Consider the following 17,291-nt stretch of genomic DNA (forward strand, 5'->3'; position numbering starts at 1 on the left):
ATCCGACGAGAAAGGAGCGCGGGCAATGGCAGGAGCATTCGGCACGGTTGAGGAGCATCTGCGCACCAAGCGCATACTGCTCGTGGACGACGAGCGGGAATTGGCCGACATGGTGGCCACCATCCTGCACGGCGCGGGGTTCGCGTCGGTGGACATCATCAACGCGAGCACCGAGGCGCTCGCCGCCATCATGGCGCGCTCGGCGTCGCCCGAGCGCGCCTACGAGCTGTTCGTGCTCGACGTGATGATGCCCGACATGGACGGCTTCGACCTGCTGGCCCGCATCCGGCAGCTGCCGGCGCACGCCGCCACCCCCGCCCTGTTCCTCACGGCGAAGGACGAGCCCTTCGACCGGGTGTCGGGACTCACGCTGGGCGCCGACGACTACATCGCGAAGCCGTTCCTGCCGCAGGAGCTCGTGCTGCGCATCGCCGCCGTGCTGAGGCGCTGCTACGTCGCCGAGAACCCCGTGCTCGAGCTGGCCGCGAGCCGCGTGAACTTCGCCACGGCCGAAGTGGAGCGCACCGACGGCGAAACGGTGCTGCTCACCGCCAAGGAACATGAGATACTGAGCGTGCTCGCGCGCAACGCCGGCCGCATCGTCACCATCGACGCGCTGTGCGAGGCGTGCTGGGGCACCTCGTTCGGCTACGAGAACTCGCTCATGGCGCACATCCGCCGCCTGCGCGAGAAGATCGAGGCGAACCCGTCGGCGCCCGTATCGCTCGTCACGATGAAGGGCCTCGGCTACAAACTGGTGAAACGCGGCTAGGACACGGAAGGACACCCCATGGCACGGCGCGAACAGCGCGCGCAGGCCGGGCGGCGCTCATCGAAGCCCGCGAACCTCGCGCACTTTTTCTCGAAGCAGCTGCTGCTGTTCGTGGCGCTCGCGTTCCTCATCGTGGTGGTGGACTTCTTCCTGTACGCGGTGCTGGCCTACCGCGAGTCGGAGGCGAACTTCAACGACGGCACGCCCATCTCGGTGACGCGCACGGTGGACGAGGCGCTCGTGCGCGGCGAGGACGGCGCGTACACGTTCACCGAGGCGGGCGTCGACGAGCTGGCGCGCCACGACGCCTGGGCGCTGCTCGTGGACGCGACGGGCGCGGTGGTCTGGGAGCAGAACGTGCCCGCCGACGTGCCGCGGTCGTTCACGCCGAACGACATCGCCATGGCGGCCCACTACGCCGCCGTGTCCGACTACGCTGCCTTCTTCTGGGATCGCGACGACGCGCTGCTCGTCATCGGGTTCCCGGGCGACGTCTTCTGGACGACGATGCTCACCTACCCCACGTCGACCGTGCGCAACCTGCCGCTGTACGTGCTGCTCATCTTCGCCGTCGACCTGGGCATTCTGTTCAGCATCTACGCGGTGTCGCGCCGTCGGACGCAAAACGCGGTGGCTCCCATCACGGGCGCCCTCGACGCGCTGTCGGAGGGGCGCGCGGCCGAGCTGCACCTCAAGGGCGACCTGCGCGACATCGGCGACCAGATCACCGAGACGAGCGCCATCATCGAGCAGAAGGACGCAGCCCGCGCAAGCTGGATTCGCGGCATCTCGCACGACATCCGCACGCCGCTGTCGATGATCCTCGGCTATGCCGACGCGCTCGCGCAGGACCCTGCAGCTCCCGACGAAGCGCGCGAGAGCGCGCGGGTCATCCGCACGCAGGGGCTCAAGATCAAGGACCTCGTCACCGACCTCAACACCGCCTCGCAGCTCGACTACGACATGCAGCCGCTGCACCTCGAGCGCGTGCTGCTGCCGCGCCTGCTGCGCACCGTGGTGGCGGCGCATGCGAACAGCGGCCTCGACGAGCTGCACCCCATGGAGCTCGACATCGCCGAGGACGCGGTGGACACGGTGGTGTTGGGAGACGAGCGGCTGCTCACGCGCGCCGTGGAGAACGCCATCGCGAACGCGCGGCTGCACAACGAACAGGGCTGCACGATTCGCGTGACGCTGCGCGCCGAGCAACGGCCGGAGGGCCGCTACGGCACCGTCTGCGTGAGCGACGACGGCGAGGGCATCTCCCCCGTCGACCTCGCGGCGCTCGAGGCGCGGCTCGCGCGGGCGCGCACGGCGAAGAGCGCAGCGGGCTCGTTCGACAAGGAGCACGGCCTGGGGCTCGTGCTCATCGACCGCATCGCCCGCGCTCACGGCGGCTCGACGTCGCTGTACGGGTCGCCGAGCAGCGGCTTCGCCGTGGAGATCGCGCTGCCGCTGGCCTGAGAAAGGACAGAAAGGGGACGGTTCTTTTTTGTCTTCACCGCGTAAATCCGGATCGCGTGCATCACGCGAGACAAAAAAGAACCGTCCCCTTTCTGTCCTGCTTGCGCCTTACGCGCCGCACACCCCGATGCCGATGAGGCCGGGGCCGGTGTGCACCACGAGCACGGGGCTGATCTGCCCCTCGTACCAGGCATCGGCGTTCTGCACGCGCTCGCCCAGCTCGGCGCGCACCTCGGCCGCCTCCTCGGCGGCGTCGCCATTCACCACGGCCATCGTGCAGCGCGAAAACGACGCGGCGAACTTCTCGGCGACGGACATCGCCTTCTTGAGCGACTGGCGGCGCCCCTTCGCCTTCGCCACCGTGTAGTACACGCCCTTCTCGTTGCAGCTGATGACGGGCCGCATGTCCAGCAGGCTGCCCACGGCGTACGTCACGTTGCCGATGCGCCCGCCCTTGTGCAGGTACTCGAGCGTGTCCACGCAGAAATACACCCGCGTGCTCTCCACGATGCGGTCGCTCTCGCGGCGCAGGTCGTCGAGCGTCGCCCCGCCTTCGAGCCGACGCGCCACCGCGAGGGCCACGAGGCCCGCGCCCATGCCGATGTTCTTGGTGTCCACGATGCAGCAGTCCAGCTCGGGCATGCCCACCACCAAAGAGCGCATGAGCTCGCACGTGGCCGACAGCCCGCTCGAGATGGTGACGACGACCGCCTGCTCGTAGCCGTCGTCCACGACGCGCTGCAGCACCTCGCGCGCGACGGCCGGCGTGGGCGTGGACGTGGTGGGCACCTCGTCGGCAAAGCGGTCGTACACCTGCTGCGGCGTGATGGTCACCTTGTCGAGGAAGCTCTCGTCGCGGTAATTCACCTGCAGCGGCACGACGTACATGCCGTAGCGCTCGATATCGGCGGGCGGCACGTCGGTGCACGAGTCGACGATGAGGGCGATGCGGTTGGGTTCCATACTCCCTGCTTTCTATCTAGTTTCAATAACTAGATTATTGGTTCATATACACTATGTCAAGGAGTGGAGAAGATTGACGCGAAACGTCCTTCTTGCTATCCTCGAATGCGCTCCACCCGCACCTCCCGAAGAAAGGCCCTCCATGAACGTCGCATCCGTCAGCGCATCCTCGTACGCCGAACGACTCGTTGCCCTCCATCTGCCCCGCTACGACGAGATCCCGTCCATCGACCTGTACATGGACCAGCTCGTCGGCTACCTCGAGGAGATGCTCGCCCCCCTCTACCGCCCGGACGAGAAGATCATCACGCGCTCGATGGTGAACAACTACGTGAAGCAGGGCGTGCTCGCCTCGGCGGCGGGCAAGAAGTACACGCGCTCCCACATCGCCTACCTCATCGTCATCTGCACGCTCAAGCAGACCTTTTCCATCGCCGAGATCGACCGCCTCATCCGCATGCAGATTGCCAGCTTCGACACGCACGTGGCCTACGACTACTACTGCGAGGCGTTCGAGGCCGCGCTGCGAGCCCTGTTCTCCCTCGGCCCCACCAGCCCGCAAGGCCTCAAAAGCGGCGCGAGCGAAGGCGATTTCGAACGCGATCTCGTGTTGGCGTCCACCGCCGCCGTGGCCTACACCCTGTACATCAAAGCGAGCATCGCGGTGTCGGATGCGGAGGCACGTTAACGCCTTCGCAAATTTCGTGCATCCGATCAAGGAAGCACGACACGCTCGGTTACAATAAAGGGGTTGTCCCATCCTCAACCGACAGGAGGAGCCCTTAGGTGGAAGCGCTCATGCTCGCATTGCTGTTGCTTGCCGCCGTCCTCGCCTCGTCGGTCATCGACCAGCTCGTGCCGAAGATATCCTCGCCGCTCATCCAGATCCTGCTCGGCTTGGGAATAGCGCTGCTCGCCTCCACCCAGATCAAGATCGAGCTCGACGACAAGCTGTTCCTCGTGCTGTTCATCGCCCCGCTGCTCTACGACGAAGCCAAGAACATCGACAAGGGATCGCTGTGGCGCAACCGACGCCCCGTCGTGTCGCTGGCCATCGGCCTCGTGGTTGCCACGGCGCTCATCGTGGGCTTCGCAGTCAACTGGCTCGTGCCGTCCATCTCGCTGTTCGCGGCGTTCGCCTTGGGAGCAGCGCTCGGCCCCACCGACGCCGTGGCCGTGGCATCGCTGTCGAAGGAGACCAGCATCTCCGCACGTTCCAAGAGCATCCTCGAGGGCGAATCGCTCATCAACGACGCGTCGGGCATCGTGTCCTTCCAGTTCGCCATCGCGGCGGCCGTCACCGGCACGTTCTCGCTCATCGACGCCACGGCCGATTTCCTGTTCAGCTTCTTCGGCGGCATCCTCATGGGCGTGGTGCTGGGCTACCTGGGCAACTTCCTCGTGCGCAAGGTGCGCTCGTGGGGGTTGGAGAACACGACATTCCACGTGCTGTTCGAGGTGTTCACCCCGTTCATCGTCTATCTCGTGGCGAACGCGCTGCACACGAGCGGCATCCTGGCCGTGGTGGCAGCGGGCCTTGTGAACGTCATCTCGCCGCGCATCATCGGGCCGTCCATCTCGCGCATGAACATCGTCTCCACCAGCGTGTGGCGCGTGCTCACGTTCACGCTCAACGGCGTGGTGTTCGTGCTGCTGGGCACGCAGCTGCCGCTCGCCTTCCAAGGCACGTGGGAGAGCACGGCCGTCAACAACGACGTGCTGATCGGCTACGTGCTGGGCCTCGCCTTCCTCATCATCGCGGTGCGCTTCCTCTGGATCCTCGGCGTGGAATGGGTGCACCATCGGCGCGACCCCGAATCGAAGCGGTTCGGGCTGGAGAACCTGCGCTCGTCGGCCATCATGACCTTGGGCGGCCCGAAGGGCACCATCACCCTGGCCGTGGCGTTCACCATTCCCTACACGGTGCCGCAGCGCGACCTCATGATATTCATGGCCTGCGGCGTCATCGTGGTCACGCTGCTTTTGGCAACGTTCGTGGTGCCGCTGCTGGCACCGAAGAAGGCGCCCACCGACGAGGATCTGCGCTGCGACGAGACCGAGGTGAACATCGAGATCCTGCGCACCGTCATCGAAGACCTGGCCGCGCGCCAGACCACCGAGAACCGCGCCGCCACGCAGATGGTGATCCACTCGTACAACGACCGCATCGCACGCATCAAGAGCCGCAACGACATCGAGGACAAGCCGAACACCGCGCTGCGCCTCCAGGCCATCCATTGGGAGCAGGAGCTGGTCATCGAGCTCATCGACAGCGAGGACATCTACCCCATCGTGGGCTACCAGTACCTCAGCCGCCTTGCGCGCATCGAGAACATGCTGCAGCACCATCGCGGGCGTTGGTCGGTGCAGAACCTCGTGCTGCGCGTGCGCGCCATCCTGCGCTCGGGCTGGCACCGCATCCTGGCCGGCCTGCCCGGCGTAAGCGTCACCGAGCGCGTGCAGGCCGTCCGCGACCTGCAGATGCAGTGCGCCGAACACGTGGTGGAGCGCCTGCAGGAGAAACTGGCGTCGCCCGACTCGGCAGAGCCCGCCGAGGACGTGAGCACGCTCCTGCTGGAATACCAGCGCTCCATCACGGCCATGCGCAGCGCGAACCCGTCCATCACCGCCCTCACGAACACGGTGAACAAGGCCGCCGACATCGAGCGCCACGGCCTGCGCCTCGAGCTCGAGCAAATCCAATCCCGCTACGAAGACGGCGACCTCTGCCGAGCATCGTACAAGCGCCTGAGGGAGAACGTGTACCTCATGCAGGTGGATTTAGAGGACAACGTGTAGGAAGAGCTAGGCGCATCGCTCCCTTGCGCCCGCGGAAGGTGGGGGGGCCAGCACGTCCCCCGGCGGGCGCAACAAGCGGGACCCCCCATGGCGCCCACGGAAGGCCGGGGGGCCAGCACGTCCCCCGGCGGGCGCACTAGAATGAGAGGCGCCTCCTCCCTTTGCGCCCGCGGATTGACTGGTGGACCTGTGGGTCTCCCGGCGGGCGCACTAGAAAAGGAAGAGCAGGTGGACCACTAGACGCAAAAAAGGGGCCGCCCATCGGCGGCCCCTTTGCGCTTGCTTCTTCCCTACATCTTTGCGGGGGCGGTGACTCCCAGCAGGTCGAGCGTCTTCGCCAGCACGATGCGGGTGGCGTCGACGAGGGCCAGGCGGGCGTTCGTCACGTTCTCTTCCTCGCCGATGACGTGGCAGTTCGTGTAGAACGAGTGGAACAGGGCCGCGAGGTCCTGCGCGTAGTGCGTCAAGCGGAACGCCGCGCGGTCGCGGGCGGCCTGCGCCACGAGCGGGCCGAAGTCGTCCATCTTGCGCATGAGCGCCAGCTCCGACTCGTGCGTGAGCGGCGACAGGTCGACGTTCGCCGGGATGACCTTCTCGGCCAGCTCGTCCATCGAGATCTCGCCGTTCGCAGCGGCCTCGGCAAGCTGCGCGTCGGCGGCCTTGCGCAGGATGGAGCAGATGCGCGCGTGCGCGTACTGCACGTAGTACACCGGGTTCGAGGCGTCCTTCTTCTTCGCCACCTCGATGTCGAAGTCGATGGGCTGGTCGGAGGACTTCGCCAGCATGAGGTAACGGGTCGCGTCGACGCCCACCTCGTCGATGAGCTCCTCGAACGTGATCATCTCGCCCGTACGCTTCGACATGCGCACGGCTTCGCCGTCGCGGAACAGGTTCACCAGCTGGCCGAGCATGATTTCCAGCGCGCCGGGCCAACCCCAGGCGGCCAGCATGGCCTCGCAGCGGGCGATGTAGCCGTGGTGGTCGGCGCCCCAGATGTTGATGAGGTGGTCGAAGCCACGCTCCATCTTGTTATAGTGGTAGGCCACGTCGCTCATGAAGTACGTCATCTCGCCGTTGGCCTTGATGAGCACGCGGTCCTTCTCGTCGTCGAACGCGCTCGACTTGAACCAGGTGGCGCCGTCCTCGACGTAGATATAGCCCTTCTCGTCCATGGCCTTGAGGCTGCGGTCGACCGCGCTCTCGCCCGTCTCGTCGGGCACGTACAGCGAGCGCTCGGAGAACCAGCACTCGAAGGTCGTGCCGAAGCGCTCGGTCACGCGATGCTGTTCGGCCAGCTCGTAGGCGTAGGCGCGCTCGCGGAAGTTCTCCATGCGCTCCTTCTGGTCGGCGTCGAGCCACTTGTCGCCGTCCTCGTCGATGATGGCCTGGGCGATGTCCTTCACGTAGGAACCGGCGTAGCACGCCTCCGGCATCTCCACGTCGCGGCCGAGCAGCTGCTGGTAGCGCACCGCAACCGACTCGCCGAAGTTGTCCATCTGCGTACCGGCATCGTTGATGTAGAACTCCTCGAACACGTCGTAGCCGGCATGGCGCATGACGCGCGCCGTGGCATCGCCGAGCGCGGCCCAACGGCCGTGACCCACGTGCAGCGGACCGGTCGGGTTCGCCGAGATGTACTCGAGGTTGATCTTGCGCTCGCCTTCGGGAATCTCGCCCTTGCCGAAGTCTTCCTTCTCGGCGCGCGCCTCGGCGACGACGCCCTGCAGGACGGCGTTGGCCAAGCGGATGTTGATGAAGCCGGGGCCGGCGATCTCGACGGAGGCGATCATGTCGTTCTCCGGCAGATGATCGACGATGACCTGCGCGATCTCGCGGGGGTTCTTCTTGGCAAGCTTTGCCGAACGCATGGCGACGGTGGAAGCCCAATCGCCGTTGCTCTCGTCGCGCGGGCGCTCGAGTGCCGCCTCGGGAGCCTGCTCAAGCGTGAGCGTTCCGTCCTCGCACGCGGCCGCGACGGCCGCGTCGATCAGCTGTTCAAGTTCTTCGCGAATTTGCATGGTACGCATCTTTCCTTAGCGGATGGGTCCTTCTTTTTATACATCCGTCGATTCTACCATGTTTCCACCACAAATAAAGCATACGCGAGCACTGCTTTGCACCTCGCGGCTCTTATGCAGAAAACATCCACACGACCTCGCAAAAGCCTGATTTCATTGCGCACGTATGGTAAGGTGGTCGACGACCGAAGAGAGAAAGAAGGCTCGCATGGAATTGCGATTCGAGCAGGGCAACTTCGCGGACGCGCGCATCGTGCGCACGCGCGTGTTCATGGAGGAGCAGGGTTTTCAGGACGAATTCGACGCCACGGACGACGACCCGCGCACCATCCACGTGACGCTGTACGAGGACGATGCGCTCGTGGGTTGCGCCCGTATCTTCCCCGATCCCGACCACACCGACGAGCCGGGCCGTTGGGTGTTCGGCCGCCTGGCCGTGCTGCCCGAGGCACGTCACGGCGGCTACGGCAGCAAGCTGCTGGCCGAGTCCGAGCGCCTTGCGCGCGAAGCCGGGGCGACGGAGGTGCACCTGCACGCGCAGTGCTACGTCACGCCGTTTTACGAGCGCACGGGGTATGAGCGTTACGGCGCCGTCGAGCTCGACGAGCACGTCGAGCACATCTGGATGAAGAAGACGCTGTAGAAAGCAGAAGGGGCCCGCGCGGGCCCCTTCTCCGTGTTTACGCGCGCGTACGTCGCCGGCGCACGCCGCTCGCCGCGGCAATGCCGGCCGCCGCGAACACCACGCCCCCAACGAGCAGCGCGAGCGACGGGTCGCCCGTCTTCGCCAGGAAGCCGAAGGGCCTCGTTGCGGCAGGCGTCTTCGCAGGCGGCGCCGCCTCGAGCTCGTCAACCATGTCCACCTGCTGCACGAACCCCTCCCGCGGCCCGAGCTTCGGATTCTCCACGGTGAACGACACGTCGTCGGCGCGCACGTAGCCCGCAGGCGCCTCGAGCTCCACGAGGCGGTAGGTCGCACCCGCCACGAGCACGCCTTCCACCTGCGTGCCCTTCCCCTCCTCGGACGTCCACGGCTCCACCACCACGGCGCCCCGCTCGTCCACCACCTCGAGCAGCGCGCCGGCAAGCGCGTCGCCCTCGGGGGTCTTCTTGTTGAAGGCAACCATCACCTGCGGCTCCTTCCACACGATGACGCCGTTCTCGTCCACCTCGGCCGTGCCGGAGCCATCGTCGAACGTAGCAAGCCGCGGCGCGCCGTCGCTTCCCACGGCGAACGTCATGGCGATGGGATGCTTCGACACGAGGCTGCCGTCGGGCGCTTCCAGCTCCTGGACGACGTATTCCCGATCCATGAGGACGCCCTTGAACGTGAGCATGCCGTGCTCGTCGGTGGTGGCCTTCGCGATGAGCTGCAAGGACTCCGCCCCGCGCGCAAGCGGCGAGACCACGCGCTTGTACAGGCCGTACACCGAGTTCGGCAGCACCTTCGACGCGTCGTTCTCCGACACCTTCCTCATGCTGATGTCGGCGCGGAACACGTCGTTCACCACCGTGTCAACCGCCGCGTCCGGCGCGTCCTGCTGCACGAACCCGCTCAGCGTGCCGTCGGCCGCGAACGCAGCCACGTACACGACGTCGCTCGGCACGTGTCCGGCAGGCGTCGTCGTCTCGCGCACCCAGTACGTGGCGGCCGGAAGCTTCTTGAACGTCACCCGACCGGCCTCGTCGCTGGTCGCCGTGGCCACCGCATGCGTGCACGCCGCGTCGTCGTACGCCGTGAACACGGCACCGGCCAGCGGCAGCGTCGCATCGGGCGCTTCGCCTCCCAGCACGGGATCGGAGCACTGCTCGGCGTAGAGCCCTGTCTTGACGAACGAGAGCTCCGTCTGCCGGTTGGCAATCGTGCCCAGATCGCACGAGGGCGCCTTCGTCGCGTTGTCGTTGTCGATGGTGAACGGGTACGCGGTATCGGGCACCTGATACCCCTCCGCCGCCGTCTCGCGCAGGGAGTACGACCCCAAGTCGAGGCCTTCGATGCTCAGCCGACCCGCCGCTGCGTCGGTTGCGGACCAATCGGCGGCCGCGTAGGCACGGCCCGTCTCAAGCCCGTCCCGCACGAGGGCGCCCGTACCGTCGTACAACGCGAACACGGCGCCGTCGAGCGGCATGCCCGCATCGGCGTCCATCTTCGAAAGCGTCACCATGCCACGCACCTTGACGTTGCGCACGGACAGCTGCGCGCCGTCGGCGGACAGACGCGCCGCCTGCGAACCGTCGCCGTAGACGGGAACCGATTCGAGCACGATTTGGCCCGCACCGTTGAGCGCGAATGCGATGGCGCCCGGCAAGGCCAGGTAGCCGGGCAGGCGCTCGGTTTCCTCAAGCGTGTACGTCTCACCCACGACGAGCTGTCCGGTGAGCACTTCTGCGGCGTCCGCACTCGACTCCCACGCCTTCTCGGTCGTGCGATCAGCGAAGACGCCCTTCAGCTTGAGGTGCGCGCCGTCGAGGCGCTGCGGCGTTGCGGCATCGTCCACCTTCTCGATGGCAATGCTCGTCCGCTCGTTCGCAATGATTCCGTGATCCCAGGTCAGCTTCACGTCGGTGCCGGTGTTCGGCCCCACCTCGAACGCGATCGGCACCGCGTTGCCGCCCGGCTCGTAGCCCGGCGCCGCCTTCGTCTCGGAGATGCGGTACGCACCCCATGCGAGGTCGGACACGGCGAGGGTGCCGTCGGCGCCCGTCGCGTACGTGCCCACCGTGCTCCACGCGCCCGCTTCGCTGCGCTCAAGCAGGAACAGCACGCCGGCGAGGGGCTCGTCCTGCTCGCCCACCTTCGTCAGCGCGAGCGATCCGAGCTTGCGCGCGTTCGTCACGCCGGACGCGTCCCACGTGCCGGCCGTCTTCGTCACCGCAACGGCCTGTGCCGCGTCGTCACGCACGTTCACCGTTGCGCCGTTGTCGGCATCGGTCAGGGAGAACGTGGCCTCGAACGGCTGCTCGTAACCGTTCGGCACGATGGTTTCCTCAAGGGTGTACGTGCCCTTCTTGAGGTCGCCCACCCGGTACGCGCCCGCGTCGCCCGCCGCCGGCACGACGATGACCTGCGACGTATCGCCGCCTTCCGGCACGTACGTGAGCGCGAACGCCGCGCCCGCAAGCGCCGCACCGCTCGTTGCGTCGCGTTTCGCCAGCTCGAGCGATGCGCCGAACGCGCGATTCTCAAGCGACACCGCCACCGCCGCCTTCGCGGCAGCATAGTGGTCGGCGTCGGCGATCTCGAAGTTACGAGGCGTCGCATCGAGCTCGGTGTCGGGCGCGGCCTTCGTCTCGACAAGGAAGTACGACCCCGCCGCAAGCCCCTCGGACAGCGGACGCCCCGTGTCGGGATTCGTCGCCCCCTCGTCGAGCGAGCGCCAGACCCCCGCCGCATCCGTCGTACAGGCGGACGCGATGGCCAAGTCGTCGCCGTCGGACGCGGCACCGCGCTTGAACAGGTCGAACTGCACGCCTGCAACGGTGCCGTTGCCGCCTGACACCGTTTTCGTCACCTCAACCTGCCCGCGCACGGGATCGTTCGCCACCACCAGGGCGTTCCCCTGCACGGCGCTCCATGCCGACGCGCCCACGGCGCGCTCGAACAGGACGCCATGGGCGTCCATCATCGCCTCGCGCGGCTCGGACGTGCGCACGTAATGCAGGGGAGCCGAACGCTCGACGAGCCGGTACACGTTCGACGCCACGAGCTTGCCCGCGATCGTTTCGGCATCCGTGCCCGACGTCCACACGAGCGGATCGCTCGAGCCGTCGGCGAACGTGCCCTCGAGCGCGAACACCGCGCCCGCAAGCGAAGCGCCCGCTTCGTCCACCTTCGACACGGTGAGGCTGTTCAGCTCGTTGACCACGGGCGCATCGACGTTCAGATCGTACGTGAGCCCCGCTGTCTCCTGCCCCACCGTCACCTTCAGCACGGCGGCGCTCAACCGGTAGCCTGCGGGCGGCTTCGTCTCGCGCACCTCGTAGGAGCCGGTGGGAACGCGCTCGAACGACGCGAGGCCGTCGGCGCCCGTCTCGGCCTCGAACGACACCGCGCCGCCGTCGGCATCGGTGCCGGTCAGCGCGAAGACGGCCCCGCCGAGCGGCGCACCGCCCTCGTCGGCCTTGTGCACGAGCACCAACGCGGCGAGCGGCGTGTTCTCAACCGCCGCGAGCCCGATGACGTGCTGACCCGACGGCGCGCCCGCCGCTTGCGTGTAGCGGTTCGATCCGTCGGCTTCCACCGTGAAACGCTCGGACATCGCCGGCTGCGTCGCATCGAAGCGGTAGCCGGCCGGCGCGCCCGTCTCCTTGAAGTAGTAGGTGCCGGGCGCGAGACCCTCGGCCATCTTCCGGCCCGTGTCGACGTTCGCAAGCGACGAGCCCACCGTGCTCACGCGGCCCTGGGCGTCCGAGATGAACGAGCCCGCGCCGTGCACCTTGACGTCGGCCGGCGTCTCGACCCGGTACAGGTCGAACGTCGCGCCCGCAAGCGGCGTGCCCGCCGCGTCCTCCGCCACCTTGACGAACGACGCATGGCCGAGGATGCGCTCGTCGCGCAGGGTGAAAGTGCCGTTGCTCCAAACGTTTCCGTATGCAGCCGACGTGCCCACCGCATTTCCGAGCTTGACGCGCTCCACGACGCCGTACGCGTTGACGGTGAACTCAACCGGCTGCGCCATAAGGTAGCCGTCGGGCACGAGCGTCTCGACGATGCGATACGTCGTAGCGCGCTGAAGCTTGTCGAACGTCAGCGTCCTGCCCGCCGTCGCCGCCGGGGCACCTTCGTCCACCCACGCGCTTCCGTCCCAACGCTGCAGCAGCACGCCTGCGCCGCTCACCGCATGGCCGTATTGATCGAGCTTGTCCAGTTTCACCGCGCTGCACGACACGTTGTCGACCGTGATTGTCGTGCCCGACGCCTTCACGTGCGCGACGCTCTTGTCGAGCTTGAGCGCGCCGTCGGCCGCGATGGTGAAGGGCACGTCCTGCACCTGCGAGATCGTCGCGTCGTCGGCCGCGGTCGTCTCGCGCAGCGTGTACGTGCCCGCAGGCAGCCCGACGATCTCCCAGGGGTTGCCGTCGGGCGTCCACGTGTACGCACCCTTCGTGAACGGGCTCTCGACCGCCGTCGTTCCCACCGAGCCGTTCGTGCGCTCGAATAGCGAGAAGGAGACGCCCGGCACGGCCTGCTCGATTCCGTTCAAAAGCTTGTGCAGCGTGATATGCGTCTTGCTGTTCGTCAGCTCGGCACCTGCGGCGTCGCCGAAGGTCACGCTGCCGTCCTGCGCCACGGTGAACGTCTTCGCAGCGCCCTGCAGCGCGTAGCCGGCCGTCGTGCCGGTTTCGCGCAGCTCGTAGGAACCCCACGGCAAATCGCTCAGCGCAAGCGTGGCGCTCTCGGCGCCCGCCGCCGCGTCGACCACGAGCTCGGTGGCCGCATCAACCGAGCCCGCCGTGCCGGCGTAGGCGTACGTCCCGGCCGAGCCCGTCATCGACACGCCCACCGCCTTGCCGCTGCCCGCGCCGAGCGGGCGCAGCACGAGCTTGAAGCGCGCCTGCTTGTCGATGTCGCTGCCCGCCGTCGTCTCGAACAGCTTCGTCACCGTCACCGGAGCAGATGCCCGCACGCGATCGTTCGTCACCGTGATCGCGCCCGGCTGCACGCCGCTCACGCCCGCCGGCACCGCCAACTCGTGCGCGGTCGTATCGAGCACGTAGCCCGCAGGCGCCTTCGTCTCCTTGTACCAGTACGTGGTTCCCGGCGTCAGACCGTAGAACCCGAACGCGCCATGCTCGTTCGCGGTCACGAGCTTGATCTGCTGCGCGCACGCCTCGTCGGCGAACAGGCCGAACGTCACGCCCGCCCCGAGCGGCTGCGCCGAGCCGCCCAACGCGTCCATCTTCACGAACTTGTACGAGGCCGTACGCTCGAGGTAGCCCCACGAGTCGTCGCCGAGCTCTTGGGTGTGCGAGCCGTCGCCCTTCTCGGTGTCGTCGTTCAGAAGCGATGCGCGGTTCTGCACGTAGCCCGAGGCGACGGCCTCGGTGATGTTCGTCTCGTACACGAGCGTGTACGCTTTCGCGCCGTCGGGCAGCGCTGCTTTCAGGATGCTCGACCCATCGTCGCCCGGCTCAACGGTGAAGGCGTCGTCCTTCACCTCCGTCCACCCGGCCGTTGCCGGATCATCGTCGGCGATCGACCCGTTCGCGGCATGCCTGCTCTCGTAGAGCCTGACCGACGAGAAGTCGAGCTGCAGCGACTTGTTCAGCACGTCCTTCACCACGGCGTTCTTGAGCTCGGCCCCCTGCGGGTTCACGTCGACGCGCCAACGGATGACACCGGTGTCCTTGCTGAACTGCGAGCTCTTGTCCACCAGCTCGTTGACGATGTCGCCGCCCTCGGGCGTGGTCTCGTACACTGCCGTGCGGTCGATGGCGCCACCGCCGGACGTACCCTCGATGGAGGCCACGTTCTTCGTGCGGATAAAGCCGCTTCCCGCATCGAGCAGATACGCCTGCCGCGCGGCGTCGGTCAGCGTGAGGTAAAGGTCGATCGTGTACGCGCCGTCGATCTTCCACCCCGAGGCCGCCTCGCCCAATTTCACGCTGAACCGGCCGCCCGTGAACGTCGGGGTTTCATGCGCCCCGCCCGTCACCTGCGTGCGACCCTCGTCGATCGTCCACGCCGTAGCCGGGATATCGAGCGTCGAGCCGTCGTTCTTATAATAGGTAGTCGCCAAGTGCGAGAAGTCGTCCGACACCGCCACGTCGCTCAGGTCCATCTTGTTCGCGTTCGCCGTAAGCGTGTAGTGCAGCCATCCCCTGCCCGCCGCGTCGTCGTACTCGTACGCCGCCGTTTTGGCGATGAGATCGTTCTCGAGCGGCACTTCGGCCGTGGCGGTGTTCTCGAACGTGCCGCCGCTCGTCTGCACCTCGAGGTTCGCTGTGTTGCGATACGTGTGCGCCGTTCCGTGCGTGCCGTCCAAAAAGCCCGCGGTCGCCTGCGTGCGATAGGTCACCTGCACGTCGGACAGCAGCGGAAACGGGTCCTTCGGCAACGTGAACGCGAGCGTCGTCGGATCGCCGGCAACGCCCGAGCCCGTCACCGTGAGCCACCCTTCCTTCACGAGCTGCGCCTGATCGTACGTCGTTCCCCGGTACTCCAGCATCACCGTCCCGTCGATGAACGCCTGATCGCTCGCGTCGATCGCATCGGACAGCGTGGCCCCCTCGTAATGCTCGAGGCGCGTCTGCGGGTTCACCGACCAGGTGATCACGCCCGTGCGCTGCTCGACGCTCCCCTCCTTCTTGACGAAGGCGTAGCGGTATTCCGTGCCGATGCCCATGTCGCGCGCGAACGCCACGCCGGGGCCGTCGCCATCCGGCCAGCCGCCGCTCAACGTGGCGGTGTTCTCGATCTTCGCGTCCTCGATGCCGTCGCCCGCAAGCGCCGTCTCGAACGTCAGCCGGTGCGCCTTCCCGATGAGGGGCTTGCCGTCGTGATCGGCGGCCTCGGTGTCCACGAAGTGGAAGGCCAGCGTATGGGTGCCGTCGGCGTTCGTCACGAGGGTTGCGTAGTCCGACGCCGGCGCCGTGTCGGGCACCGCGTCGTACACGGGCACGGCTTTGCCGTCCACCCGCAGCGAGTTGTCGAGGTACGTGAGGTTCGCCGCCAGCACGTCGGTGACCACGGCATTCCACAGCCACGCGTCCTCGGCTTCGTTCACCACGATCGACCACTGCATCTTGTTGCCGTCGATCTGCTCGCCGTTCTTCTGCACCCCCATGCCCGGTACGCTGGTCGTCGTGCCCGCCGTGCGATGCGTGCCGGGGTCGTAGGGCGAGGTGCCCTTGTCAAGCCGCACATCGTTGCCCACCACCGACGCCCCGTCCTTCGGGAGCGCCGCGTCCTTCACCTTCGTCACGATCTTCACCGTCTGCGGTGCCACGGACCCTGCGGGGAACACGTAGGCGCACGACCCCGTACTCTGCTCGATGGCCGTCGTGATGTCGGTCTCGGTCCCGTCGGCAGCCGTCGTCGACGCCGAGACGTACTCGAGCGCGCCCGCATCGTAGGTGTCGACGATCTTCATGCCCGCCATGTCGAGCCCGGCCGACGACGTACCCGCCCTCACCGTCCACGTGATGGAACGGGTGGCCGGGTCGTAGACGCCCTCCTTCTCCACGCCGTCCACCGTCGACGACTTCGGCGGCACCACGACGTGCGCCGGATTGCTGACGTCTTGCAGCACGAGATCGACGCCCGTCTCGTCTTCGGTGCCGTAGGCGGCCTCGTTCAGCTCGAAGTTCAGGCTGATGCCGCCGTTGATCTTCGCGAACCCCTCCTCATAGTTCACGTTCTGGCTGAACGTCACGTTGAGAACGCCGTGCTTGATCTCGTACGTCGCCACGAGGTGGCCGCCGAAGGTGATGTTCTGCGGCGCAACGGTATCCGTAAGCGAGAAGCGGTTCAGCCCCGCAGCCGTCGTCTGATTGAGCGCGAACGTGAAGTGGTCGCCCTGCTTGATGGTGCGCGTCTCGTCGTCTTTGAGCACGCCGAAGTCGAGCACGAGCCGCAGGCCCTTGATGCCCTCGAACGGCGTCGGCAGCAGGTAGGCGCCCTTGTCGTCCCGCGCTGCTTCCGTGAGCGCGCCCGCTGCGTCCTTCCAGGCGAACGACCCGATGGCCAGCGACAGCTGCGCGGTATCGAACGTCACGTCCGACGCATCGGCACGCGTCGCGGCGGCCGGCACTTCAACGTCGGCCCGCTCGACGGCAGGCACTTCCTCGGCCGACGCGGTCGCAAGCGGAGCCTCGTCGCCCTCCGTCGGGTCCGCCGGCTCGACATCGACCGATTGCTCGCCATCCTCGGTGGGAACGTCGACCATCGGGGCATCGTCCGTCGCGCCACCCTCGGCTTCCGCGGGCTCTTCCGCATCTCCTACCGGGTCGGGCGCATCTTCCGGATTCGGAGCCTCCTCCGCTCCGACCTCGATCGCTTGCCGCGCCCCCTCTTCGGCGAATGCGGCCAACGGCTGCGCAGTTGCGCTGTTGCACGTGACCACCAGCACGAATGCCATGAATACGGATACGAAGTTGCGAGAAATTCGACGCTGCATGAGAGTCCCCTTAAAGAGTGTGTTTGTGCTTCGGTCTCATGTGCTAGTACGTCGAATTCGCATGCCGATGTGTAGTTTAGGGAAAGGGGGGATGCAATAATACTGATTCAATCAAGAGTTTAACCCCAGTTCAGTGCCCCGCACAGCAAAAGGGTC

The 17,291-nt window shown here is 66.8% G+C and carries 8 protein-coding genes; 5 read left to right on the forward strand and 3 right to left on the reverse strand.

Features of this window, described 5'->3' with window-relative positions:
• Window positions 1–25: 25 nt before the first annotated feature.
• Window positions 26–772: a response regulator transcription factor gene (locus C1876_RS03910; RefSeq protein WP_114545416.1), complete on the forward strand. Its 747-nt coding sequence runs from the start codon at window positions 26–28 to the stop codon at window positions 770–772.
• A gap of 18 nt (window positions 773–790) precedes the next feature.
• The gene (locus C1876_RS03915) at window positions 791–2,236 is read left to right on the forward strand and encodes a sensor histidine kinase (protein WP_114545417.1); all 1,446 of its coding nucleotides are present in this window, start codon (window positions 791–793) and stop codon (window positions 2,234–2,236) included.
• Window positions 2,237–2,344: 108 nt separating this feature from the next.
• On the opposite strand, the gene C1876_RS03920 is transcribed toward C1876_RS03915, so the two are convergent.
• Window positions 2,345–3,199 (reverse strand): DegV family protein, encoded by an 855-nt coding sequence (locus C1876_RS03920; protein WP_114545418.1) that lies wholly within the window; start codon window positions 3,197–3,199, stop codon window positions 2,345–2,347.
• A 142-nt stretch (window positions 3,200–3,341) separates the two neighbouring features.
• Here C1876_RS03920 and C1876_RS03925 point away from each other — a divergent pair, with 142 nt between their 5' ends.
• Both C1876_RS03925 and C1876_RS03930 read left to right on the forward strand, forming a co-directional pair.
• A complete protein-coding gene (locus C1876_RS03925; RefSeq protein ID WP_114545419.1) occupies window positions 3,342–3,887 on the forward strand; it encodes a DUF1836 domain-containing protein in 546 nt (181 codons plus the stop codon).
• A 110-nt stretch (window positions 3,888–3,997) separates the two neighbouring features.
• The gene (locus C1876_RS03930) at window positions 3,998–5,998 is read left to right on the forward strand and encodes a cation:proton antiporter (protein ID WP_211309502.1); all 2,001 of its coding nucleotides are present in this window, start codon (window positions 3,998–4,000) and stop codon (window positions 5,996–5,998) included.
• Window positions 5,999–6,288: 290 nt separating this feature from the next.
• On the opposite strand, the gene argS is transcribed toward C1876_RS03930, so the two are convergent.
• Entirely contained in the window at window positions 6,289–8,016 is a 1,728-nt protein-coding gene (argS, locus tag C1876_RS03935) for an arginine--tRNA ligase (RefSeq protein ID WP_114545421.1), read from the reverse strand.
• Window positions 8,017–8,224: 208 nt separating this feature from the next.
• Here argS and C1876_RS03940 point away from each other — a divergent pair, with 208 nt between their 5' ends.
• Window positions 8,225–8,659, forward strand: a complete 435-nt coding sequence (locus C1876_RS03940) for a GNAT family N-acetyltransferase (RefSeq protein ID WP_114545422.1) — start codon at window positions 8,225–8,227, stop codon at window positions 8,657–8,659.
• Window positions 8,660–8,696: 37 nt separating this feature from the next.
• Here the strand turns inward: C1876_RS03940 and C1876_RS03945 are convergent, their stop codons facing one another.
• Window positions 8,697–17,135 (reverse strand): MSCRAMM family protein, encoded by an 8,439-nt coding sequence (locus tag C1876_RS03945; RefSeq protein WP_114545423.1) that lies wholly within the window; start codon window positions 17,133–17,135, stop codon window positions 8,697–8,699.
• Window positions 17,136–17,291: the final 156 nt, after the last annotated feature.

Source organism: Eggerthella sinensis (assembly GCF_003339815.1).
Taxonomy (GTDB): domain Bacteria; phylum Actinomycetota; class Coriobacteriia; order Coriobacteriales; family Eggerthellaceae; genus Eggerthella; species Eggerthella sinensis.

What these genes read in the sequence shown, in the direction of transcription:
- C1876_RS03940 (WP_114545422.1), top strand. Translation starts at nt 8,225, where the DNA reads ATGGAATTGCGATTCGAGCAGGGCAACTTCGCGGACGCGCGCATCGTG.
- C1876_RS03920 (WP_114545418.1), bottom strand. Translation starts at nt 3,199, where the DNA reads ATGGAACCCAACCGCATCGCCCTCATCGTCGACTCGTGCACCGACGTG.
- C1876_RS03915 (WP_114545417.1), top strand. Translation starts at nt 791, where the DNA reads ATGGCACGGCGCGAACAGCGCGCGCAGGCCGGGCGGCGCTCATCGAAG.
- C1876_RS03925 (WP_114545419.1), top strand. Translation starts at nt 3,342, where the DNA reads ATGAACGTCGCATCCGTCAGCGCATCCTCGTACGCCGAACGACTCGTT.
- C1876_RS03930 (WP_211309502.1), top strand. Translation starts at nt 3,998, where the DNA reads ATGCTCGCATTGCTGTTGCTTGCCGCCGTCCTCGCCTCGTCGGTCATC.
- argS (WP_114545421.1), bottom strand. Translation starts at nt 8,016, where the DNA reads ATGCAAATTCGCGAAGAACTTGAACAGCTGATCGACGCGGCCGTCGCG.
- C1876_RS03910 (WP_114545416.1), top strand. Translation starts at nt 26, where the DNA reads ATGGCAGGAGCATTCGGCACGGTTGAGGAGCATCTGCGCACCAAGCGC.
- C1876_RS03945 (WP_114545423.1), bottom strand. Translation starts at nt 17,135, where the DNA reads ATGCAGCGTCGAATTTCTCGCAACTTCGTATCCGTATTCATGGCATTC.